This window comes from Microlunatus elymi (assembly GCF_007362775.1).
GTDB classification, from domain to species: domain Bacteria; phylum Actinomycetota; class Actinomycetes; order Propionibacteriales; family Propionibacteriaceae; genus Microlunatus; species Microlunatus elymi.
Genome location: NZ_CP041692.1, coordinates 2669361 through 2691431 on the forward strand (window position 1 = coordinate 2669361; position 22071 = coordinate 2691431).

20 protein-coding genes are annotated in these 22071 nt (G+C 66.8%); 11 read left to right on the forward strand and 9 right to left on the reverse strand.

Going from position 1 to position 22071, the window contains the following annotated elements:
• Positions 1-7: 7 nt before the first annotated feature.
• From FOE78_RS12030 to FOE78_RS12040, 3 genes are read right to left on the reverse strand one after another with little or no spacing between them, the layout of a single operon-like run.
• Positions 8-1642, reverse strand: coding sequence for an extracellular solute-binding protein (locus tag FOE78_RS12030; RefSeq protein ID WP_143986498.1), 1635 nt, complete (start codon positions 1640-1642; stop codon positions 8-10).
• 25 nt (positions 1643-1667) lie between these two features.
• Positions 1668-2618: a carbohydrate ABC transporter permease gene (locus FOE78_RS12035; protein WP_143986499.1), complete on the reverse strand. Its 951-nt coding sequence runs from the start codon at positions 2616-2618 to the stop codon at positions 1668-1670.
• Positions 2615-3637 carry an ABC transporter permease gene (locus tag FOE78_RS12040; protein ID WP_228265808.1) on the reverse strand — a complete coding sequence of 341 codons (1023 nt, stop codon included), beginning with the start codon at positions 3635-3637 and terminating at the stop codon, positions 2615-2617. Before FOE78_RS12040 ends, FOE78_RS12035 begins: the two co-directional genes overlap by 4 nt.
• A gap of 397 nt (positions 3638-4034) precedes the next feature.
• Here FOE78_RS12040 and FOE78_RS12045 point away from each other — a divergent pair, with 397 nt between their 5' ends.
• A complete protein-coding gene (locus FOE78_RS12045) occupies positions 4035-5051 on the forward strand; it encodes a LacI family DNA-binding transcriptional regulator (RefSeq protein ID WP_143986500.1) in 1017 nt (338 codons plus the stop codon).
• Between the two features lie 72 nt (positions 5052-5123).
• On the opposite strand, the gene FOE78_RS12050 is transcribed toward FOE78_RS12045, so the two are convergent.
• Positions 5124-5480 carry a VOC family protein gene (locus FOE78_RS12050; protein WP_143986501.1) on the reverse strand — a complete coding sequence of 119 codons (357 nt, stop codon included), beginning with the start codon at positions 5478-5480 and terminating at the stop codon, positions 5124-5126.
• 71 nt (positions 5481-5551) lie between these two features.
• On the opposite strand from FOE78_RS12050, the gene FOE78_RS12055 reads away from it, so the two are divergent.
• The 3 genes from FOE78_RS12055 to FOE78_RS12065 all read left to right on the forward strand — a co-directional run bounded on the left by FOE78_RS12055 (position 5552) and on the right by FOE78_RS12065 (position 7128).
• Entirely contained in the window at positions 5552-5767 is a 216-nt protein-coding gene (locus tag FOE78_RS12055; protein WP_143986502.1) for an AbrB/MazE/SpoVT family DNA-binding domain-containing protein, read from the forward strand.
• Positions 5764-6171: a PIN domain-containing protein gene (locus tag FOE78_RS12060; RefSeq protein WP_143986503.1), complete on the forward strand. Its 408-nt coding sequence runs from the start codon at positions 5764-5766 to the stop codon at positions 6169-6171. Before FOE78_RS12055 ends, FOE78_RS12060 begins: the two co-directional genes overlap by 4 nt.
• Before the next feature lie 270 nt (positions 6172-6441).
• Entirely contained in the window at positions 6442-7128 is a 687-nt protein-coding gene (locus FOE78_RS12065; RefSeq protein WP_143986504.1) for a thymidine kinase, read from the forward strand.
• Between the two features lie 25 nt (positions 7129-7153).
• Here the strand turns inward: FOE78_RS12065 and FOE78_RS12070 are convergent, their stop codons facing one another.
• From FOE78_RS12070 to FOE78_RS12080, 3 genes are all read right to left on the reverse strand, one after another.
• Positions 7154-7369 (reverse strand): NAD(P)-dependent oxidoreductase, encoded by a 216-nt coding sequence (locus FOE78_RS12070; RefSeq protein WP_168207494.1) that lies wholly within the window; start codon positions 7367-7369, stop codon positions 7154-7156.
• Positions 7366-8055, reverse strand: a complete 690-nt coding sequence (locus tag FOE78_RS12075) for an SDR family oxidoreductase (RefSeq protein ID WP_143986506.1) — start codon at positions 8053-8055, stop codon at positions 7366-7368. Before FOE78_RS12075 ends, FOE78_RS12070 begins: the two co-directional genes overlap by 4 nt.
• 98 nt (positions 8056-8153) lie before the next feature.
• Positions 8154-9629, reverse strand: a complete 1476-nt coding sequence (locus FOE78_RS12080; RefSeq protein WP_143986507.1) for a serine hydrolase domain-containing protein — start codon at positions 9627-9629, stop codon at positions 8154-8156.
• 245 nt (positions 9630-9874) lie between these two features.
• Between FOE78_RS12080 and FOE78_RS12085 the strand changes: the two genes are divergently transcribed.
• Both FOE78_RS12085 and FOE78_RS12090 read left to right on the forward strand, forming a co-directional pair.
• Positions 9875-10711: a sulfurtransferase gene (locus FOE78_RS12085; protein WP_143986508.1), complete on the forward strand. Its 837-nt coding sequence runs from the start codon at positions 9875-9877 to the stop codon at positions 10709-10711.
• A 50-nt stretch (positions 10712-10761) separates the two neighbouring features.
• A complete protein-coding gene (locus FOE78_RS12090; RefSeq protein WP_168207495.1) occupies positions 10762-11700 on the forward strand; it encodes a GIY-YIG nuclease family protein in 939 nt (312 codons plus the stop codon).
• Positions 11701-11709: 9 nt separating this feature from the next.
• On the opposite strand, the gene sepH is transcribed toward FOE78_RS12090, so the two are convergent.
• A complete protein-coding gene (gene sepH / locus FOE78_RS12095; RefSeq protein ID WP_143986510.1) occupies positions 11710-13104 on the reverse strand; it encodes a septation protein SepH in 1395 nt (464 codons plus the stop codon).
• Positions 13105-13524: 420 nt separating this feature from the next.
• Here sepH and FOE78_RS12100 point away from each other — a divergent pair, with 420 nt between their 5' ends.
• The 5 genes from FOE78_RS12100 to FOE78_RS12120 all read left to right on the forward strand — a co-directional run bounded on the left by FOE78_RS12100 (position 13525) and on the right by FOE78_RS12120 (position 20658).
• On the forward strand, positions 13525-14931 hold the full coding sequence (locus FOE78_RS12100) for a sigma 54-interacting transcriptional regulator (RefSeq protein WP_143986511.1): 1407 nt from the start codon (positions 13525-13527) through the stop codon (positions 14929-14931).
• 75 nt (positions 14932-15006) lie between these two features.
• On the forward strand, positions 15007-17031 hold the full coding sequence (locus tag FOE78_RS12105) for a VWA domain-containing protein (RefSeq protein WP_143986512.1): 2025 nt from the start codon (positions 15007-15009) through the stop codon (positions 17029-17031).
• Between the two features lie 6 nt (positions 17032-17037).
• Entirely contained in the window at positions 17038-18498 is a 1461-nt protein-coding gene (locus tag FOE78_RS12110) for a hypothetical protein (protein WP_143986513.1), read from the forward strand.
• A gap of 148 nt (positions 18499-18646) precedes the next feature.
• On the forward strand, positions 18647-19276 hold the full coding sequence (locus FOE78_RS12115; RefSeq protein ID WP_143986514.1) for a class I SAM-dependent methyltransferase: 630 nt from the start codon (positions 18647-18649) through the stop codon (positions 19274-19276).
• Between the two features lie 11 nt (positions 19277-19287).
• Positions 19288-20658 (forward strand): hypothetical protein, encoded by a 1371-nt coding sequence (locus tag FOE78_RS12120; protein WP_143986515.1) that lies wholly within the window; start codon positions 19288-19290, stop codon positions 20656-20658.
• 225 nt (positions 20659-20883) lie between these two features.
• On the opposite strand, the gene FOE78_RS12125 is transcribed toward FOE78_RS12120, so the two are convergent.
• Positions 20884-22011 carry a glycosyltransferase family 2 protein gene (locus FOE78_RS12125; protein WP_143986516.1) on the reverse strand — a complete coding sequence of 376 codons (1128 nt, stop codon included), beginning with the start codon at positions 22009-22011 and terminating at the stop codon, positions 20884-20886.
• Positions 22012-22071 lie beyond the last annotated feature (60 nt).

Sequence of the window (22071 nt, forward strand, 5' to 3'; positions counted from 1 at the left end):
CAGGAAATCAGCGCGACGCCTTGTACGCCGCGTACAGCTCCTCGGCGATCTTGTCGCCGCCGGACTTCTTCCACTTCTGCACGGCCGGCGCCCAGGCCGAGACCGGCTTGCGACCCTGGATGATGTCGCTCTCGACGTCGCTGAGATCGCCGCCGATCTGGCCGCCCTTGCGGTTGTCGGTCTCGGAGTACATCCCCGCCACCGGATTCTCCATCGCGTTCGGGCAGATCTCCTTCATCGCATTGAAGCAGGTCTCGGCGCTGCCCGGCCGTTCCGGCAGGAAGATCGTCCACGGGCCGTCCGCGGTGTACTGCAGCCCGAGTTGGACTTCACTGAAGCCCTTTGACGTCAATACCGGGTTGCCGTCGGTCTTCTTGTAGTCGACGCCGTCGATGCCGTACTTGCGGAACAGGTACTCCTCGGTGCCGAACGGGGTAGCGAGCCAGTTCAGGTAGGACAGCAGGGTCTCGACCCGATCCTCGGCCGCCTTGTTGATCGCGGTGACCGAGATCGTCGGCGCACCCAGGAAGGTGTGACCGACACCCGAACCGTCGTGCGCCGGCGGGGCGATGATCGCGATCTCGGCCTGCTTGTCCATCGTCTGCAGGTAGGTCGGCCAGCCGCTGAAGGTGTCGAAGACCAGCGGACTGGTGCCGTTGCCGAAGCGGGTCTTCAGGTCCTGGTTCTGGCCGGTGAACGCGTCCGGGTGGATGTAGCCCGATTTCCATAGCTGGTTCAGCAGCTTGAGCGCATCCTCGCGGGCGGGATCCTCGTTGGAGCTGACCAGCTTGTCGCCCTCGATGCTCCAGCCGTTCGGGATGCCCCACATGTTCTGCACGTACTGGGTCGGGACGCTGGCCAGCGCGAAGCGGTTCTTGCGCTTGTCGGTCAGCGCCTTGCAGAGCTCGGTGAACTCGTCGGCGCTCTTCACCTCGACCGGCAGACCCTGGCCTTCGAGAATGTCCTTGCGGGCATAGAGAGCCTGCGAGCTGATCGCGCCGCGGGGGATCGGAACGCCGAAGATCTTGCCGTCGAAGATCGCCGAATTCCAGGCGGTTTCCGGCAGGTTCGCCAGGAACGGATACTTCTTGATCTTGTCGCCGGACAGGTGCGGCGTCAGGTCGACCGCGGTCGCCTCCAGCATCTGCGGTTTCTGGGGTACGCCGCCGATCATGAACACGTCGCCGAGCTTCTTGCCCGCGACCGCGGTGGCGAACTTCTGGCCGTAGTCGACCGACGGGGTCAGGTTGACCTGGACCGGCGAGCCGACTCGTTTGTTGTAGGCCTGCCAGAACTCGTTCGACGACAGCTTCGGCGGGATCGGCGTGTTGGTGAAGGTCATCACCTTGATCGGCTTGCCGTCACCGGGTGCATCGGCGATCGCCTGCACCGGATTCGCCGGGTACTTGTTGAACGCGTCCGGGATCTTGTACTTTGCGCCGGCCATGTCCGGGGTGACGCCCTGATAGCGGACGTAGGCCGGCCGGACCTTGGACTTGGCGGCGGCGTCGTTGGCGTCCGGGCCGGCACTTCCGCCCCGGCCGGCGTTGGAGCAGCCGGCCAGCGCGCCGGTGATGCCGATGGCGGCCCCGCCGGCCAGCAGCGTACGGCGGGTGATGGATCGGGAGTCGAATTTCGTCATGATCAAACCTCTCGGAGGGGGTGATTCAGCCCTTGACGGCGCCGGTCAGGACGCCCTTGGCGAAGTGACGCTGGATGAACGGGTAGACACAGAGGATCGGGACGACGGAGATCACCAAGATCGCCATCTGGATGGTGGTCTGCGGCGGGAGTGCCTCGCCGCCGACGCCGAGGTCCTGACCGCCGAGCTCGACGCCGTTGACGACGTAGGTTCGCAGCACCAGCTGCAGCGGCCATTTGCTGGCGTCGTTGATGTAGAGCAGCGCGTTGAAGAAGCTGTTCCAGTAGCCAACGCCGTAGAACAGGCCGATCACCGCGATCACCGCCTTGGACAGCGGGAGTCCGATGTAGCGAAACATCTTCCACTCCGAGGCGCCGTCGATCCGTGCCGACTCCAGCACCTCGCCCGGCAGCCCAGTGAAGAAGGAACGGACCACGATCACGTTGAACGCGCTGACGCAGGTGGGGACGATCAACGCCCAGATGCTGTCCAGCAGACCGAACTGCTGGACCACCAGATAGGTGGGAATCAAACCAGGGTTGAAAAGCAGGCTGACCAGCACCAGCATCAGGAGCGTCTTGTTGCCGACCGTGCCGCGGCGGCTGAGCGCCCAGCCGAGGCTGCAGGTGAGGGCCAGCGAGATGGCGGTGCCGACCACGGTGATGAAGCCGCTGATGAGCAGGGCCTGGGTGACGGTGCCGCCGGCGAAGATCGACTTGTACGCGGTCAGGTCGACGCCCTTGGTCGGGAACATCACGAACCCGCCGGCGTGATTCACCTCGGCCGGGGTGGCCAGGCTGGTGGAGATCACGCCGATGAACGGCAGCACCACCAGGGCGCAGATCACCGTGAGGAAGATGCCCTTGATCACGCGTTCGGGCAGCTTCGGCCGCGGCATCCCGTCGACCACGGCCTGCGGTCGGCGTTTGCCCTTGCTGGGCAGGGTTTTGCGGTCGGTTGTGGTGAGCGTGGTCATCCTCGGTAGATCCCTTCCTCGCCGAGGCGATGGGCGAGCTTGTTGGCGCCGAGGACCAGGCCGAGTCCGATGACTCCCTTGACCAGGCCGACCGCGGCCGAGACACCCCAGGCGCCGCCGAGGATGCCGTTGTTGTAGACGTAGGTGTCGAGCACCTCACTGGCATCTCGGCCGACGGCCGGCTGCTGCAGGATGATCTGTTCGAAGCCGACCGACAGCGAGTCGCCGAGCCGCAAGATCAACAACAGGATGATGATCTGCTTCAGGCCCGGCAGGGTGACGTGCACGATCTGTTTCCACCGGCTGGCGCCGTCGACCGCCGAGGCCTCGTACAGCGAACGGTCGATCTGGGAAAGCACCGCCAGGAAGAGGATGGTCGCCCAGCCGGTGTCCTTCCAGATCACCTCGGAGGTGAGCAGCCCACGGAAGGCGTGCGCGTTGCCGATGACGTGGATCGGGTCCAGGCCGTGGCTGCGCAGCCAGTTGTTGATCATGCCGGTGCCGCCCAGCACCTGCTGGAAGACCGCCACCACGATCACCCAGCTCATGAAGTGCGGCAGGTAGAGGATCGACTGCACCAGCTGCCGCATCCGGTTCGACATCAACGTGTGCAGGGTGATCGCGACGATGATGGGCGCCGGGAAGACGATCACGGTCTGGATCAGGGTCAGGATCAACGTGTTCTTGACCGCGTTCAGGAACTCCGGATCACCGTTCACGATGACTGCGAAATTCTCCACCCCGTTCCACAGGCTCTTGCTGATGCCCAAGTACGGCTGGAAGTCCTGGAACGCGATGATGTTGCCGTAGAGCGGGTAGTACTGGAACGCCAGGATGATCAACATCCCCGGCACCGCCAACAACAGCACCGGATAGTCGGTGAGCAGGCGGCGGCGCAGCGGGATCCTGCGGCGCTTCGGCGTGCCGGCCGACGTGTCCAATTCGGCGACATCAACCGCGGGTGGCTGGGTCGAGACCTCCTGAGTCACCATGCCGGCAGCTCCGGCAGGCGTGGGCATCGGACGCCCATGGGGAGCTTATGTAGCCGGCGACGTTGGGACGTTGGTCGTACAACGCTAAAAGGTTGCGGCGTATGCGGACTGAGACCCATCGCAGCTCCATCGGTGCAATCGCTGTAGATACAGGATTTGGCTGATATGTCGTGTGCGTTCGTGCGAGGGCCATCATGTCGTACAACGCTGTAAGAGTGTCAACCGTTTGCCACCACATTTCCGCACCGGCGGCGCAAGAAGCTGTTGTGATACCGGTTGCTGAGGCGTTACCGGGTTACGATCCAGGCGTTCCGCCCCGGATGGCGACGCGTCGTGGCGTACGTGTTCGGGCGAAGGGATCAGCTGTCGCGAGATCTTGGGGGAGCCGGGTGATGAGTCCGGCCGCGTTTCAGTGAGGACCGCTATGCCTACCGTTCGTCTCGTTGATGTCGCCGAACGGGCCGGCGTCTCGATCAAGACCGTGTCCAACGTCGTTCATGATCATCCGTACGTGCGGGCCGAGCTGCGCGCCCGGGTGCAGGCCGCGATCGACGAGCTGGGCTACCGGCCGAACGTGACCGCCAGGCGGTTGGCGACCGGCCGAACCGGCACCATCTCGATCGCGGTGCCGTCGATCGACGTGCCCTACTTCGGGGAGATCTGCCAGGCGTTGGATCGAAGGCTTCGGGCGCACGAGTTGCGCAGTGCGATCGAGCAGACGCTGGCCGATCGCGACGCCGAGTCCGCCGTCCTGGAACAGCGGGAGCAGGGGCTGGTGGACGGGGTGATCTTCCATCCCGTGGCCCTGACGCCGGAAGATCTCGCCGATCGGCAGGCCGGCTTCCCGATGGTGCTGATCGGTGAGGGGCCCGCGCCGGCCAGTATCGACCACGTGATGATCGACAACGTGGTGGCGGCGCAGCAGGCGACCGCAAGCCTGCTGTCGGCCGGGCGTCGTCGGATCGCGTTCCTCGGCTACAACCGGCCCAAGCCGTCGGAAACCACCGGGCAGCGGCTGCGGGGCTACCAACAGGCGATCCACGCCGCCGGGCTGAAACTGGACCGCAAGCTCTACCTGCGGGTCGACAACTACGCGCCCGAGTCCGGGCGGCTGGCGGTGCACGAGGCGACCGAGCGGGGCATCGACTTCGACGGGATCGTCTGCCGCGACGATCTGCTCGCCCTCGGTGCGTTGCACGGCCTGGCCGAGCTCGGCCGGCGAGTCCCCGATGACGTGGCCGTGATCGGCTGGGACGACCTGGCCATCGCCGCGCACCTGACGCCGCCGTTGACCAGCATCGCCCCGGACAAGGAAGCCATCGCCCGGCGCGCCACCCAGCTGCTGCTGGAACGCATGAACGGCTACCACGGCCCCGGCCGGCACGAGATCGTCGGCCATCGCCTGATCGTCCGCGGCAGTTCCGGTGCCGATCGCCCCTGATCGAGACGCGCACCCGGCCCGTCACGGCGCGAGCCTGTCGAGAGGCCGTGAGCCCGACCTGGTCGGACTACCTCAGGACTTGCCCCAGACCGCGAGCTGATTGCCTGCTGGATCGGCGAAGTGGAATCGCCGGCCGCCAGGAAAGTCGTACGGCTCTGCGATGATCTCTCCGCCGGCACCCCGTACCGACTGGAGGGTGGCATCGAGATCATCGGAATAGATGATCACCAGAGGCAGCCCCGGACCCGCGGTCCCGTCAGGATTGAGCCCGCCGACCTCGCCCTCACCGTCGGCGTCCCGGATCCCGGCGTAGGCGCCGCCGTAGTCGTTGAACTCCCACCCGAACGCGCGCCGGTAGAACTCCTGCGAGGCCCGCAGATCGGGCGCCGCCAGCTCGACGTAGTCGATCGCGTGATGTGTGTTGGTCATGCTGCGGAGCCTAAAGAGCCCCACCGACACTCGGGCAAGCTCAGAAGGTCGGATGGTTATACTCATCAAGTATGACTGTCCGGGTAGGCGCCAAGGGCCAAATCGTCATCCCGAAGCCGATGCGTGACCAGCTGGGTCTGCACCCCGGTGACGAGGTTGACTTCGAACTGCGTGGCGACCAGATCGTCGTGAGAGCATCACGCCATCCGCGCTCGTTGGGTGGGCGGTTCGCGAAGAGCGGTATGGCCGGCCGGCTGCTGGACGACCGCAAGCGTGAACCCCGATGAATGTGTGCCTGGACTCGTGGGCGGTACTGGCATGGCTGGATGGCGAAGAGCCCGCAACGTCTCGGGTGAACGAGTGGATCGAGCAGCGACCGGTCATCAGCTGGGTCAACCTCGTGGAGGTCTATTACCGCGTTGAGCGCGATCACGGCCGAACATCGGCCGACGAGACACTGACCGACCTCCGCGCTGTCCTCGCGCCGGATCTGCCGGGCACTGCGCGGATGATCGACGCTGCGCGACTCAAAGCGCGGGCAGCGATTGCGCTGGGGGACTGCTTTGCCGCAGTCACGGCAGCCGCTCACGAGTCGGTGTTGTTGACCGGTGACCCGGAGCTCATCGACCTCGCGGATGCTCCCTGCGCCATCGAAGATCTTCGTCCTGGAAGGGCCGGTGGCGAGGCCTGAAAGCGCGGTCGTAGCCGCCCGCGGAAGGCAACTCTGCCGCGCCCGGACCGCGGCAGCGGCAGGATCCCAACAAAGGCGCCGACACCCCTGACGTAACCTACGCATGCCCGTCGAGCGCGCCAAGCGCGAGACCGGTGCCGAAGCGAAGCGGAGGCGCCGCGGCGAGGGAACCGTGGAGGCGCCCACGCCGGGGGCCCGGGGGTCGACCCCGGAACGCAACCTGGCCGCACCCAGACCGCGGCAGCCGCAGGAAAGGGACGCCAAGAGAGCATGTCCGAGTTGGTGTTCTTCACCGGTCCGATGGACTGCGGCAAGTCGACCCTGGCGTTGCAACTCGATTACACCCACGGCGGTACGGGCCGGCTGGGGCGGTTGTTCACCAGCCGCGATCGTGCCGGCGAGGCGATCATCTCGTCGCGGTTGGGGCTGCGTCGCCCTGCCATCGAGGTATCGGCGGAGCTCGACTTCTGGGCCTACGTCGTGGGTCAGTTGACCAGCGGCAAACGGGTCGACTACCTGATCTGCGACGAGGCGCAGTTCTATCAACCGGAGCAGATCGATCAACTCGCTCGGATCGCCGACGAACTGCAGATCGACGTCTTCACCTTCGGCATCCTGACCGACTTCCAGACCAAGATCTTTCCCGGCTCGCAACGCCTGGTGGAGTTGTGCGACCGGATCGAAACCCTGCAGGTGCGCGCGCTCTGCTGGTGTGGCGAACGCGCCACCCACAACGCGCGAACGCTGAACGGCGAGATGATCACCGAAGGCGATCAGGTCGTGGTCGGCGACACCGAGGAGCCCGAGCCGGGGGAGCGTCCGCAAGAAGTCTCGTACGAGGTGCTGTGCCGCCGTCATCACCGCCGCCACGTGACCCGCGCGGTCGCCAAGGCGACGTTGTCCGATCCGTTGCCGTTCGGCACCGACGAAGATCAACTCTGGTCGGGTCAACCCTGATCGTACGCACCGATCATGATCATGATCACTGCGCCGTGAATTCCCTCACGCCGTCGCGATAGCTGGGATGGTTCGGTGTCCAGCCGAGTTCGTCGCGAGCCTTCGCATTGCTGACCCGCAGCCCGCCGGTCATGATCACCGTCGCGTACGGCAACGCACCCAGCACGCAGGTCGGAATCGTCATCGGGCGCGGAGCACCGACCGCTGCGGCGATGGCGACCATCAGGTCCGACATGCTCACCGGTTCGTCGTCGGCGATGTTGTACGCACCGGATCCACGTTCCAGGGCGGCCACGGTCGCGTCGGCTGCGTCGTCGATGTAGATCCACGGCAGTACGCCGCCGTGTCGAACGACCGGCAGCCGCCGGCGTCGCAGGCTCTGCACGAGCGAGTCGCCGGCCGGACCGGGACCGTAGAACAGTCCGTACCGCAAGGCGATTCCTTGCACCTGGTTGATCCGAGCACCCGCGCCTCGGCTGATCGCATCGCGGCAAGATGATCTTCGAACCGGCCGTGGCCTGGCGGTCCGAACTGATCATCCTCGGTCAGCACCCGCCCGCCGAAGTCGCCGTACCCGTAGCCGAAGACCATCGACTGACTGACGAATCGGGTGGCACCGGTCTGTGCGGCGGCGGCAAGCAGATTGGCGGTGCCGTCGATCCGCAATCGGTTCGTCATCGCCATGTCGGAGTGCCGGGTCGGTGCCTTCTTCAATGCGGTCAGTTCGCTGATCACGACGTCGTACCGGTGGTGGTCGAGGCCGGCCAGCAAGGCGGATCGGTCGAGGACATCGACCTGGATCGGTTCGGCCCCGGACTCGCGGAGTCGCTGGGCACCGGCCGGGTTGTGGTGGATCGCAGCGACCTGATGGCCGGCGGCAATCAATCGTTGCAGGACGGGAAGGCCGATGGCGCCGATGCGGGCCATGGACCGCGTTCCTGCTACTCCCGCACCCGAAATCTGCCCGCGCTCCCGAAATACTGGCTGCGGGAGAAGTTTGTGCGCGCGGCTGTTGTTGGGCGGGGTCAGCGGGGCAGGTCGATGGGGCGGGTGGCCAGCAGGTGCGGGGAGGGCGGCGCCAGCGGGGTGGTGTACCAGCCGATCTCCACCGCGCCGTCGGTGTTGCGGTGGATGCGGAGCCGGTGCGGCGCCTGGAGGAAGCTGATCTCGGCGTCGAGGGCGCCGTCGACGGAGCCGGAAACACTGCCTGCGTAGGGAAGTTCGGCACCGTCGACGTCGATCACGCCGTCCGTCCAGTGGCCGATCCCGCAGCGGAAGGTCAGCGGCACGCCGACCCCGGCGCCGGGATCGACCCGGGGAGAGTCGGACGAGCCGTCCGACTGCTGGTCCCCTTGCACGGTGATCAGGAACTCGTCGTTGCCGACCGATTCGATCTTGGTCAGCTCCAACGGTTGGTCGGCCGTCCACTCCTGTACGGCCGGTGGTCGCCAATCCGCGGCGCCGACCGTCGGCAGGGCGAGTTGATCAAGGCGCTGACGCAGTACGGCAACTGCCGTCGGGTCGGCGGGCAGCGGGGCATCGGCGAAGCCGGGCAGCAACTCGTCCCAGACTGCGTCGAGCACCGCTTGCAGATCGTTGCTGGCCGAGGTGATGGCCACGACTGCGTCCAGCTCCGGCAGCATGACGCAGAACTGGCCGTACGCACCGTCGCCGCGGAAACCGTGCCGTGCGATCCAGAACTGGTAGCCGTACCCCTGCTGCCAATCCGGGCCGCCCTCGCGGTTGCTGTTGTCGGTCTGCTTGCTGGTCGCCAGCGCCAGCCACTCGGCCGGCAGCAGTTGTTGATCTTCGAAGCGGCCGCCCTGGATGATCAACTGTCCGAAGCGGGCGATCGATTCGGTGGTCAGATGCAGCCCGGAGAAGCCGAGATTGCGACCCTGGGTGTCGGTCTGCCAATAGGCGCGCTCGATGCCCAGCGGCCGGAACAACCGCGGTGTCAGGAAGCTGACGAGGTCCTCGCCGGACGCTTTCTGTACCGCAGCTCCGACCACGAAGGTGGCTGCGTTGTTGTAGCTGAAGATGCTGCCGGGCTCCTCGTCCAACGGCACCGACAGGAACCCCCGGACAAGATCATCCGGCGCCGCCCGGTGTGCACGTTCCAGGGCGTCCTCCCGATGCCCGGTCGCCATCCGTACGCACTGCCGCAGCGTCAGCTCGCGCATCCGGTCGTCGGTGACCACATCGGCATGCTCGGCGAAGACGTCGACGACCCGATCATCGAGCGAGATCAGCCCTTCGGCCTCGGCGATGCCGGCGGCGGCCGAGGTGAAGCTCTTGCTCAACGAGTAGAGCAGATGAAGTTGATCATGGCGGTAGGGATGCCACCAGCCCTCGGCCAGCACGTTGCCGTGCCGCAGGATCATCAGGCTGTGCAGGTCGAGGTCGTTGCGGGCGTCGATGGCGTCCAGGAAGGCGTGAATGGCGGCGGAGTTCAGGCCCTGGCTTTCCGGCGTGGTCCGCGGCAGTGGGGATTTCGGCACCCGCCCACGGTAGTTCGCACCGCGCCGGCACGCATGCCGGGGTCGGCAAGCCTCGCGAACACGATCGCCCGCTGATTGCGCCAGCAGGGCGAAAACGCCCGATCTGAGCCCAACCGCGGGTGATTGTGTTCGCGACCGTTCGCCGACCGGGCCCAGCGGGGCGGTGTCCGGCTGCCGATGCCCGCCGAACGGGAGCCGGGCCAAGGTGACAGGATGCGGGAACACGATCTTCAGAGGAGTGCGGGATGGGTGTGTTGGTCGAGGTCGACGAGTTGGCGCGGCTGCTGGCGGAGGATCGACCGCCGGTGTTGATCGACGTCCGCTGGACCCTCGGCGGCCCGTCCCGGCTGCCGGACTTCCTGAACGGGCACATCCCGGGCGCGCACTGGGTCGATCTGGAGACCGAGTTGTCCGATCATCAACGACCGGGTGGCCGGCATCCGCTGCCGGAGCGGGCCGCCTTCGAGGCGTCGATGCGGCGGGTCGGGGTCCGCAACGACTCGACGGTGATCATCTACGACGCCGACAACGCGCTCGCGGCATCGCGGTTGTGGTGGATGCTGCGGGACGCCGGTCGGGCCGACGTTCGGGTGCTGAACGGCGGTTTCGCCGCCTGGCTGGCCGATCTCCGGCCGACCGAGAGCGGACCCGGCCAGCAGGCGGTGCCCGGGGACTTCACCGCGGATCCTGACTCCCTGCCGAAGATCGACGGGCCGGACCTGGCGGACCGGATCGCCGCCGGCAATCCGCCGGTGATCATCGACGTCCGTGGACCGGAACGCTACGCGGGCGAGTCCGAACCGATCGATCCGGTGGCCGGCCACATCCCCGGTGCGATCAACGTGCCGTCCATGATCAACATCGGCGCGGACGGCCGATTCCGCGACCCGGCCGAGATCGCCGCGAACTTCCCGGCGGGCGACGAGGCACCCGTGGTCTACTGCGGTTCCGGGATCACCGCGGCCCACACCGCACTGGCCCGCCAGGTCGCCGGACTGTCGATGCCGACCGTCTATCCCGGCTCGTGGAGCGACTGGATCAGCGATCCCGAACGTCCGGTCGCCACCGGTGCTCAACCGTGAGCCCGAGGGACCAGGGCTGACCTCGGTTCGAGGTCGAGATGAGCGGCGTGATGACGCGCAAGTGGGGACCGGCCGGCCGCGGCAACGGTCCGCTGCCCGAGGTTTCCCTGCTGCCCGAGTCGCCCGGCGTCTACCGCTTCCGAGATGATCATGGCCGGATCCTGTACGTCGGCCGGGCACGCCGGCTGCGTCGCCGGGTCCGTTCCTACTGGAGCGACCTCAGCGATCGGCCGCGGTTGTCGCGGATGGTGCCCCAGATCGTACGGATCGAGGCTCTGGTCTGCGCCAGTGATCATGAAGCGTGCTGGCTGGAACGCAACCTGCTGGAGCATTCGCGGCCACGGTGGAACCGGGCGCTCGGTGGGGCAGAGGTGCCGCGCTATCTGGTGATCGAGGCGGACCGCCGGACGGCCAGGATCCGGCTGGTGCACCACCCGAAGGAGGCGCCGGGCCAGCTGATCTTCGGACCCTATCTGGGCGGGACCAAGGTCAGGCTGCTGGCAGCCGCGCTGCATCGCGTGCACCCGATCGCGTACGCGGTCGACGGGCTGACCGGAGCGGAACGCGACCTGGGCCGGATCCGCGGCGTCGAGGTCGCTGATCGCGACCAGCTCAGCCGGCGGCTGCGAGCGATTCTCGACGGCCGTCCGGCCGCGGTCGCGACGTTCCTGGATCAACTTGCCCGGCGGCGCGACGAACTGGCCGCGCAGCAGTCGTACGAACTGGCCGGTCAGGTACAGGAAGAACTGACCGCCGCCGCGTGGCTGCTGGGCGACCAGCGGATGGCGACCTTGAACGGCGGCGACGCCGAGCTGTACGGCTGGCACGACGGGGTCCTGCTTCAGCTGAGCACGATCAACGGCTTCGTGCGCCGCTGGCAGCAGCGTCCGTGCGGGCAGCGCCGGGCAGCCGAGTTGATCATCGGCACACCCGAGCCGTGGCAGGACTTCCTGCAGAGCAACGCCGAACTGGCGGCAGCGCTGAGCTGACCGGACGAGCTACTTCGCCTTCGGGCTGCCGAACATGATCTCGTCCCAACTGGGCACCGAGGCGCGTTTGCGCTTCTTCGACTTCGGTGCCGGCGCGGGGGTCTCGTCGGCTCCCGGCAGCGTGTCCTGGGTTGCGCCGTCCGCGGTCTGGGAGGCGGCCGGCTCCGGCACGGGCTCAGGTGGGACCGGCTCGGACGCGTCGGGCTCCGGCTGCTCGGATTCGGCGGCCTCCGGCTGCTCGGATTCGGCGGCCTCCGCGACCTCGGTCTCGACCTCAGCTTCAGCCTCGACCTCAGGTTCCGGTTCCGCCGGGAAGTCCTGATCCTCGTCGGCCACCCAGGCGTTGTCGGCGACGTCGGGCACGGCAACCGCGTCGGTCAGACCCTCGTACACGTGGGTCGACTCCTCGGAGTAGCCGTCGCGGCCGAGCAGGTCGTAGAGCAGATCCATCGGGGACGGTTCGTCCGGCTTCTGCTGTGACTCGTCGCCGGAATCGGCGGCTGCGCCCACGATCTCGGTCTCCTCGACGACCGTGACGATCGCGATCTCCTCGTCGACCTCGGCCTCGGCCTGCTCTTCGGCGGCCGAGGAGTGTTCGGCGACGTGTTCGTCCCCGCCATCGTCCGGTGCCGCGGACGCCACGTCATCCGCGGAAGCCACATCGTCCGCGGACGCCACATCGTCCGCGGATTCGGGGGCCTCTTCCGAACCCGAACCGTCCTCGGTCTCCACCGCCCGCAGGAGGGCGAGTTCGTCGGCCGGGCCGGACAACTTGAGCGTCGGTTCGGTGTCGATGTCCTCGTGCAGCGAGGTGGCCGGGGCCTGCGGGGCGGCGAGCTGATCGCCGATCGCCCACCGGCCCTCGTCGTTGCCGGCGACCGAGAACCGTCCGCGCTGATCGAAGTAGAAGACCGCCTCGCGGTCGGCCTGTTCGATCCGGTATCCGGCACTGACCGACCAACGGCCGTCGTCCATCTTGAACGCGTCCCACAGCACCGACTCCGGGTCGACCCCGCGTTCGCGCAGCCGGTCGGCGACCGCGAGCCGCAGCGTACGGTGTCCGGTCGGCTCGCCGCGACGGCGTACCGAACCGGTCTGGGCCAGGCCGGCGATGTGATTGCGTTCGGCGATCACCGGCGCGGCGAAGGCCTCGACCCGATTGATCGGCATCCCGCTGGCGTCGGCGATCTCCTCGACCGACGCACCGGCACGGATCCGCATCTGGATCTCGCGCGGCGTCATGGGTGTTTCCATCTCGATCTCCAGCTGGGGTCGGGGCCGAACACTTCGCAGCAACTGCCGCAGCTGCGAGTCCGCCAGGATAGCGATCCGCTCACCGTCGTCGGTCTCCACGATCACGGACAGGCCGTCCTCGCTCAGTCCCACCGGACGTGCGGTGTGCATCGATCGGTCGATCCTCGCTCTCTACTCCTCGGCGGTTTTGGGCGCGTCTGGCAATGTCTCGTCCACTGCGCGATACGCGGCACGCACCCTGGCGGCGTTGCCGCCGCTCGCGATACACCCGGTATCCCTTCGCAGCCGCGCCTTGCCAGGGCACGCGCCGCGCATCTGCTCGCTACGACGATCCATTGCCAGACGCGCCCTGGAGGACAACCTACTCGCAACGCCCCCGACCGCAGCACAGGCTCGCGGATCCTGTTCACCCGCGAGGCTCGGGACAGCAAGGTTGCGCAGAGCCCGATGCGGGCACCTTGCGCAGACGGACTAGCGTGGCAGAAGTCTCTGCACGTCTCGACGCTGCACCGCTGCCCGACCTGATCACCGGTCCGGCCGGGAGCGGGTGATCATCAGGAGCTCGATCAGATGAGTCAGACCATTCACACCCCCTCGGCCGAACGGCCTCGTACCCTCGGCGAGTTGAAGTCCGCCGGTCACCGGACCCGACCGGTGAAGGAGGAGATCCGGGCGAACCTGCTGGAACGGCTGAGATCAGGTACGCCGGCGTTCCCCGGCATCGTCGGCTTCGACGACTCGGTGCTGCCGGAGTTGGAGGCGGCGCTGCTGGCCGGCCACGACTTCGTCCTGCTCGGCGAACGCGGCCAGGGCAAGACCCGGCTGATGCGTACGGTGGCGGGCCTGTTGGACGAGTGGGTCCCGGTGGTCGAGGGGTGCGAGATCAACGACGACCCCTACCAGCCGATCTGCGTACGCTGCCGGTCGCTGGCCGCCGAGGTCGGCGACGCGCTGCCGATCGGTTGGCTGCATCGCGACGACCGCTACACCGAGAAGCTGGCCACTCCGGACACGTCGGTCGGTGACCTGATCGGTGACGTCGATCCGGTGAAGGTGGCCGAGGGACGGACGCTGGGCGATCCGGAGACCATTCACTTCGGGCTGGTGCCACGGACCAATCGCGGCTTGTTCGGGCTGAACGAGTTGCCCGATCTGGCCGAGCGGATCCAGGTCGCGTTGTTCAACGTGCTGGAGGAACGCGACATCCAGGTCCGTGGCTATTCGATCCGGATGCCCCTGGACGTGATGTTGATCGCCACCGCGAATCCGGAGGACTACACCAATCGCGGCCGGATCATCACCCCGCTGAAGGACCGGTTCGGCGGCGAGATCCGCACCCACTACCTGTCCGACCTCGCCGACGAGGTCGCTCTGCTGCGGCAGGAGTCCCGGCTGGTTGCCGAAGTCGGTGATCATCTTCTCGAGGTGATCGCCCGGCTGACCCAGGGACTGCGGGAGTCGTCGTCGGTTGATCAACGCTCCGGTGTCTCGGCCCGGTTCTCGATCGCTGCCGCAGAAGGGGTTTCGGCCTCGGCGCTGCGGCGGACCGCGCGCACCGGCGACCCGGAACCGGTGGCCCGAGTGTGTGATCTTCCGCAGGTGTTGCCGACGCTGTTGGGCAAGATCGAATTCGAGATGGGCGAGGAGGGCCGGGAGGCGGCCGTCCTTGATCATCTGCTCAAGCTGGCGGTGGCCGAGACCTTCCGGGAACGGCTCGGCGGTCTGGATCTTTCCGGCTTCACTGCGATCTTCGCCGAGGGTGCGGTGGTGGAGACCGGCGACCTGGTCACCGCCGACGAGCTGCTCGGCCAATTCGGTACGGTGCCTGGCTTGGCCCGAGTGCTGGAACGACTCGGCTATTCCGGAGCCAATCGGGGCGAGGTCGCCGCGGCCGTCGAGTTCGTCCTCGAGGGGCTGTATCTGACCCGCCGGATCGAGAAGGACATCGTCGACGGCCGCACCGTCTACGGCGCCTGATGGACACCGACTTGTCAGCGTCAGGACGCGCTATAGCGCCTTCTCGCGCTGACAAGTCGGAGGAGGTGAGGGGTGATGGGTGAGCAGCAGGGGCCGGGGTTTCATCGTGATCGCCACGGCCGGATTCGGTACGGGCGCTGGCGCGGCGGGCCCGATCCGCTGAAGGCGCCGTTCGACGTACGAGCGGCGGTCGATCGGCTCGGCCGCGACGTCCTCAACTCCGGCAACATCGGCGACGCGTTACGTGATCTGTTGCGTCGCGGCACCGACGGTCGCAGCGGGCTGGACAGCCTGGCGGACAAGATCAGAAAGCTCCGTGAACAGGCCCGCCGGCGCGGCAACCTGGGCGGCACTCTTGATCAAGTACGGGCCGCTCTCGACCAGGCGCTGGCCGCCGAACACGAAACCCTGGCCGGACAGGACGGGATGGACGCCCGGATGGCCGAGATGGAGCTGGACACCATCCCCGACGACGTCGCCGGCGCGGTGCGTTCGCTGGAGAACTACAACTGGCAGTCCGCCGAGGCGCGGCAGACCTACGAGTCGATCAAGGACATGCTGCGACAGCAGGTGCTGGACTCGCAGTTCAACGGACTGAAGCAGGCGTTGACCAATCCCGACCCGGAAGCGATGCAACGGGTCAAGGACATGATGGCCGACCTGAATCAGCTGCTGGCCGCGCATGCCCGCAACGAGGACACACCCGAGCAGTTCGCCGATTTCATGAACAAGCACGGCGAATTCTTCCCCGACGATCCGCAGAACGTGGAGGAACTGATCGACTCGCTGGCCCGGCAGCAGGCGGCGGCGGAGCGGATGATGAATTCGCTCAGTGCCGAGCAGCGGCGGCAGTTGTCGGAGTTGATCAACGACGCCCTGTCCGATGCTGATCTTGCGTCGGAGTTGGCCCAGCTGCAGGACAATCTGCGGGCACTGCGGCCCGGGTTGGATCGGCGATCGCCGACCGGGATGCCCAACCAGGGTGAGGACGGTCTCGGCTACGGCGAGGCGGTGTCGGCGGTTGCCGATCTTGCTGATCTTGAAGCGTTGGAGGCCCAGCTGTCGCAGAACCATCCGGGCGCGACGCTGGACGACGTCGATGTCGATGCCCTGGAACGCCACCTCGGTGACGAGGCGGTCCGTGACTTCGCTCAGCTTCGTGATCTTGAACGCGAGTTGGAGCAGCAGGGTTACCTGCGCCGTGGTGACGACGGTCTGCGGTTGACCCCCAAGGCGGTACGCCGGTTGGGCGAGACCGCGCTGAAGCGGGTGTTCGCCGAACTCGAAGCCCGTGGCGCCGGTGATCATGCCGACCGGCGTACGGGGTCGGCCGACGAACCGACCGGTCTCACCCGGCAGTGGACCTTCGGCGACGAGCTGCCCATCGACGTACCCCGTACCGTCGGCAACGCCCTGCGCCGCCGTGCCACCGAAGGAAGATCACTGAGGTCAGGAGCCCGGGACGGTGGCCCAGGGCGCCTGCTCGAGGTGGACGACTTCGAGGTGACCGAGACCGAGCGGCGGACGAGTGCTGCGGTCGCGTTGTGTGTTGATCTGTCCTTCTCGATGTTCGCCGACGGGCGTTGGGGGCCGATGAAGCAGACCGCGCTGGCGCTGTCGCATCTGGTGGAGACGAGATTTCGGCAGGACGCGCTGGAGATCATCGGTTTCAACCTGCTCGGCCGGCGGATGTCGGCGGTCGAACTGGCCGAGGCCGAACCGGAGTGGGTGCAGGGCACCAACCTGCAGCACGCGCTGATGCTGGCGTCGCGGCATCTGCGTCGCCATCCCGACGCCGAACCCGTCGTCCTGGTGGTGACCGACGGCGAGCCGACCGCGCATCTGTCCGAGACCGGCGAACCGATCTTCCACTGGCCCACCACGCCGGAAGCGGTCCGAGCGACCATCGCCCAGGTCGATTCGCTGGCCCGCTACGGCGCGACGCTGAACACGTTCATGCTCGGCGAGGATCAGGGCCTGGCCCGCTTCGTCGACGCGATCGCCCGCCGCTGCGGCGGCCGGGTCTTCACCCCGGACATCGGCAGGCTCGGTGAGTACGTGGTGGCGGACTACCTGCGCACCCGCAACCGCGGCAGGTGATCGGTGGTGACTGATCTTGATCTTGATGAGCTCGTCGACGGGGTAGCCCGGATCGCCGCAGAATCCTTCGCTGATCTGGGATTCCTCGAATCCTGCGGTGAGCTCGACCTCCGGAGCAGCGTGCCCGGGGCTACGGCCATCCGCTTCGAACTCCCACGGATCGAGTATCTGCATCTGGCCTCGGTGATCATCGACGCGGACGGGCTGGACGATCCGGTCCGGCAGACGACTCGAACCATGAGCAGCGTCTGGAAGGACTACGACCGGGTGCTGGAGAGCGGCGTGATCTTCGACGCCGCGAATCGGGAGAAGGGCTTCCACACCAAGAAGGAAAGCTATCCCTGGTTGGAGATCGGCTTCGACCGACCGCGTGAGCTGTCCGGAGTCAAGGTCCGCAACGTCGAGGGTGTGAACAGTGTGCGGGCGCGCGGACTGCAGGTTCAGGTCCGTACCGCGGACGGCCGCCTGATCACCGCGTACGACGGCATCGAGCGCGAGCGTCAGTTCGTCCGTGCCGCCGAGCACTTCGCCAACGGGTCTGCCGCCCCGGTCACGGACGGTCAACCGGTCGACGGCCTGCAAGCCCGCGTGCTGCACGCAGGCAAGAGCTTCCTGACCAAGGCCGCCAAGTCAGCGTCCCGGGCCAACCGCTCCGCCGCCCAGGCCCCTGAGCTTGTCGAAGCGCCGGATTCGCAACCCAAGAAGGGATCCCGACCACCGATTCGCCCGGCCCAACCCGATGTCGTCAAGATCCTGACTCGGCTGGAATTGCGCGACTACGCCCCTGGCCGCAACGCGCTGGACCACCTCAAGCTCACTGCCGAACAGGTGTCGCACTTCCGGGCCCTGGTCAATCGCCGCTACCTGTTCGGACAGGAACTGGAGTGGACCAGCCACGGCGTCCGGCGTTCGTTCCGGTTCTGGACCGAGCAACAGCGGCAGGACTACCTGAGGTTCGCTCTCGAGGTGATCTCGGCCCTGCAGGACCTGACTCGGGACGTCTGCTTCGGGTTCGGATCGGTGCTGGCGATCGTTCGGGATCAGAACCTCATCCCGCACGATGATGATCTTGACGTGCTGATCGGCTTCGAACCCGAACAGGCCGGCACCCTGTTCGAGGGCCGGCAGCTGGTCCGTGCCTGCCTGCAGGCCAAGGGCTTTCAGGTCACCGGCGGGATGTCGGCCTACCAATGGGTGCAGCGAGCCGGCGGCGGCCTGCGGCTGGACGTCTTCATCGGCGTGTTCGAGGCCGACAAGATCTCCTGGTATCCGGGCAAGCGCGGCGGGTTGACGAGGGCCCAGCTGTTCCCTGCGATCGAACGCGATTTCCTCGGCCGCCCGTGTCCGGTGCCGCACCGGCCGGAGGAATATCTGGAACAGATCTACGGCCCGGGCTGGCGCGATCCCGACCCGAACTTCCAGCACAGTTGGAATCCCGCCGCGTACGCCGACATCTCCGGCACCTGACGTCGTCACGGTCGGTCGCGCGCACTCGTACGGCACGAAATCTGCGGCGTGGACAACACCGCAGCGTGGATCGGCTGTCGGTAGGATGCACGAAGTCTCGGCGCGATCGCACGGGCCGCACGCGAGCAGGAGAAGGATGAGGTAACCGATGGCGTCGTCCAAGAGCGACTACTGGAATCAGTACTACGCGCGCCCGGCAACCAATGCCCGGCCGGTGCCGTCGCAGTTCGCGGTGTTCGTCGCCGGGGAGCTCGGCGGTCCGCACCGGGTGATCGAATTCGGTTGTGGCACCGGGCGCGACTCGCTCTTCTTCGCCTCGTACGGGCATCAGGTGACGGCGATCGACAGCTCGACCACGGCGATCGAGCACGGGCAGGCGCTGGCCAGCGAGCTGGGCGAGAAGGTCGACTTCATCCAGGCCGACGTGAACACGCCCGATCTGCCGTCCTTGATCACCGAGGCGGGGGACCGGACCGCGATCTACGCCCGGTTCTTCGTCCACGCGATCACCGAGGAGGAGCAGGGCACGTTCCTGGACAGTGCGGCGGCACTGACCAAGTCCGGTGACGTGATGGCGGTGGAGTATCGGACCATCCGTGACCAGAGCGGCACCAAGGAGACCGACAGTCACTACCGCCGGTTCGTCAACCCGGCCGATTTTGATCATGCCGCCGCGCAACGCGGCTTCCGAGTGCAGTACGCGGTCGAGGGCTTCGGTTTCGCCAAGTACAAGCACGACGATGCCTACGTCGCGCGACGGTTGCTGGTGCGAGACTGAAGGCGGGTTTGATGACCGACGAGAGCCCGCTGCCGCTCGCGGAGATCATCGACGAGTTCACCCGAGTGACGCACAAGTTCGAAGATCTCGACTTCTTGAATGCCGGTGGCGTTCTGGAAGTGCGTGCAGCTGTCCCCGCCGTCACCGCGGTGTGGATCGAAGTTCCCGGGCTGACTTCGCTCGAGCTCGCATCGGTGGTCATCGAGGCGGACGGGTTGGAAGATCCTGTTGCGCAGAGCACGCTGAGGACCAGCAAGGCCGCCGGTCCTGAATTCGCCGAAGTGGCGCGGACCAAGCGTTTGTTGGATCCGGCTCGACTTGCCGAATCCGAGCCGGAGTTGGGCGTCTGCACCCAGCAGCAACAACGACCGTCCTTGAACATCGTGTTCGACGAACCCGTCGATCTGCGCAAGATCATCATCCGCAACCGTCGTGATCAAGATGCGGAACGCGCCCGTGGCATCCAGGTGCTCGTCCGCACTGCCGACGGTTGGTGGACGACTCTGTACGACGGGATCCGCCGCGAACGAGAACTGGTTCAGGCCGTCGAGCAGCATTTCGCCGGCCGTCTGGTGACCCGCCGGCTGACCGAGGCCGCTCGGCGGCGGTTCGGTCGCCCGAAGGCGGCTGAGCCGACACCCCTGCTGGCCGATCTGGTCCGGCTGCTGACCGCGATCCAACTGCGCGAAGTGCCCAAGCTGATCTTCCGGGAGCTCGATCGGCTGAGCCTGACGTCGGAACAGGCGTCGGAGTTTCGTCACCTGGTCAGCGAGAAGATCGTCGCTCGCCGGCAGCAGGAGTGGAACATCCACGGCATCAAGCGGTCCTTCCGATTCTGGTCGGAGCAGGAGAAGAAGGACTATCTCGACTTCGCGATCGACGTGATCAACTGCCTGCAGGAGTTGAACGAGAACGTCTGCCTCGGCTTCGGCTCGGTCCTGTCGGTGGTTCGTGATCATGATCTGATCCCGCACGATGATGATCTTGACGTGATCATCGCGTTCGAACCCGAGCAGGCGACGACGTTGGCCGAGGGCAAGGCGCTGATCAGGAAATGCCTTGAGGACAAGGGATTCGTGGTCACCGGCGACTTCACCTCGTACCACTGGGTCTTCCCAGCGAACGGGCGAGGGCAGAAGCTGGACGCGTTCGCCGGCATCTGGGAGGGCGACCACATCGCTTGGTATCCGGGCAAGCGCGGTGTGCTCACCCGGGACATGTTGTTCCCGGTGCAGCACCGGCCGCTGCTCGGCCGCGACTGCGCCATCCCGCACGACCCGGAGACGTACTTGGAACGCGTGTACGGGCCGGACTGGCAGACGCCCAACCCGCACTTCCGTCACACCTGGCGCCGCAAGGAGTACGCGGACCTGCTGAAATGACGGTCCGACGTCCGAGCCCCGTTGCCCGACTGACCACCAGCGAATTGCAGGAGGGTGCGCACCCATACGAACGCTGGGGACGACCGCAACCTCCTGGCATCCACCGGGGGTCCCGGCGGAGCGTCCTTCCAGCTCAGTGCTCACGCACCTGACTGCCGCGAGGGCGCAGCACCCGACGCGCTACCACCTGCCTCGGTTCGGCGGGGGAGACAGAGACCGGGGCGGTTAGCCGGCGACGACCGGGGCCGCGGGTGTGTCGACCTGGCCGGCGATCGGATCTTCGCGGGCGGCGATGTCGGCGATGCCCGCCAACAGGTCGGCGCGGTTGCGGGCGAGCAACAGGTCGGCGAGCTCGGTGTTGCCGGGGGACAGGGCCTCGCGGATGTCGTCGGTGAGGTGTTTGTCCAGGAATCCTTGGTGGGCAGCGATCCAGCGGTCCTGCAGGGCCGCCGGATAGCGCGGGAACCGGCCCGGGACGTAGATCTTGAAGATCTTGCGACGCATCACCTCGGCGAGCAGCGCGCGGGTCATCTTCGGACCGCGGCTGAGCTCGTACACGTTCTGCGCAATCCGTTCCAGGGAAGCGACATACGGCTCCGGCTCGATCCGCTGGGAGGAGATGTTGCCGCCGTCGTCCCGACCCCGCAGGAAGTAGAGATCTCGGTCGGCCAACGCGGACATCCGATCGGCGAGCAGGTAGCAGCGGCTGAAGAAGATGCCGTCCTCCAACCGCACCTTGCCTTCCGGGAAGCGGAGCTGGTGCTGCTCGATCAGGTCCCGACGAACCAGCTTGTGCGGGGTGAAGTTCCGGTACGCCTGCTTCTTGGTCACCGACTCCAGGGTCGTGGTGAACGGACGGCCGCCCGACCTGGTTCCGCAGCGACAAACGCGTGGGAAGACGACCTGCGCGTCCTGCAGGTCACCGAAATCGGCAAGATCACGCAGCGCGTTCGGGGCCAGATAGTCGTCGGCATCGGCGAAGAACACCCACCGGCCGACCGCGTGCCCGAGCGCCCGGTTCCGCGGCTGCCCGGGCCAGCCGGAGTTGGCCTGATGGATGACGATCGCGGACGGATGAGTGCTTGCAAAGGCATCCAACGCCTCGGCCGATCCGTCGGTGGAACCGTCATCGACGATGACCGGCTGAAGTTGATCTTGGGCGAGACCTTGATCATCCAGCGACGTCAGCAGCTGCCGCAGATACGGCATCGCGTTGAAGACCGGAATGATCACCGACACCCGTACGCCGCGACGCGCGGCCGCAAGCCGCCGACGCTGCTGGAAGTCGTGATTGGCTTCCTCAATCCGGGCACGCATCCGCCCGATGTCCACCGACCCCGCCTTTGGTGCCACGGCAACCCCCGTTCACAATTCGCGGACAGCCTAATGCGCCGCAGCCATCGCCGGTCGTCG

What these genes read in the sequence shown, in the direction of transcription:
- FOE78_RS12060 (WP_143986503.1), top strand. Translation starts at nt 5,764, where the DNA reads ATGAATGTGTGCCTGGACTCGTGGGCGGTACTGGCATGGCTGGATGGC.
- FOE78_RS12055 (WP_143986502.1), top strand. Translation starts at nt 5,552, where the DNA reads ATGACTGTCCGGGTAGGCGCCAAGGGCCAAATCGTCATCCCGAAGCCG.
- FOE78_RS12120 (WP_143986515.1), top strand. Translation starts at nt 19,288, where the DNA reads ATGACCGACGAGAGCCCGCTGCCGCTCGCGGAGATCATCGACGAGTTC.
- FOE78_RS12050 (WP_143986501.1), bottom strand. Translation starts at nt 5,480, where the DNA reads ATGACCAACACACATCACGCGATCGACTACGTCGAGCTGGCGGCGCCC.
- FOE78_RS12085 (WP_143986508.1), top strand. Translation starts at nt 9,875, where the DNA reads ATGGGTGTGTTGGTCGAGGTCGACGAGTTGGCGCGGCTGCTGGCGGAG.
- FOE78_RS12065 (WP_143986504.1), top strand. Translation starts at nt 6,442, where the DNA reads ATGTCCGAGTTGGTGTTCTTCACCGGTCCGATGGACTGCGGCAAGTCG.
- sepH (WP_143986510.1), bottom strand. Translation starts at nt 13,104, where the DNA reads ATGCACACCGCACGTCCGGTGGGACTGAGCGAGGACGGCCTGTCCGTG.
- FOE78_RS12115 (WP_143986514.1), top strand. Translation starts at nt 18,647, where the DNA reads ATGGCGTCGTCCAAGAGCGACTACTGGAATCAGTACTACGCGCGCCCG.
- FOE78_RS12075 (WP_143986506.1), bottom strand. Translation starts at nt 8,055, where the DNA reads ATGGCCCGCATCGGCGCCATCGGCCTTCCCGTCCTGCAACGATTGATT.
- FOE78_RS12100 (WP_143986511.1), top strand. Translation starts at nt 13,525, where the DNA reads ATGAGTCAGACCATTCACACCCCCTCGGCCGAACGGCCTCGTACCCTC.
- FOE78_RS12105 (WP_143986512.1), top strand. Translation starts at nt 15,007, where the DNA reads ATGGGTGAGCAGCAGGGGCCGGGGTTTCATCGTGATCGCCACGGCCGG.
- FOE78_RS12030 (WP_143986498.1), bottom strand. Translation starts at nt 1,642, where the DNA reads ATGACGAAATTCGACTCCCGATCCATCACCCGCCGTACGCTGCTGGCC.
- FOE78_RS12090 (WP_168207495.1), top strand. Translation starts at nt 10,762, where the DNA reads ATGACGCGCAAGTGGGGACCGGCCGGCCGCGGCAACGGTCCGCTGCCC.
- FOE78_RS12045 (WP_143986500.1), top strand. Translation starts at nt 4,035, where the DNA reads ATGCCTACCGTTCGTCTCGTTGATGTCGCCGAACGGGCCGGCGTCTCG.
- FOE78_RS12035 (WP_143986499.1), bottom strand. Translation starts at nt 2,618, where the DNA reads ATGACCACGCTCACCACAACCGACCGCAAAACCCTGCCCAGCAAGGGC.
- FOE78_RS12040 (WP_228265808.1), bottom strand. Translation starts at nt 3,637, where the DNA reads ATGCCCACGCCTGCCGGAGCTGCCGGCATGGTGACTCAGGAGGTCTCG.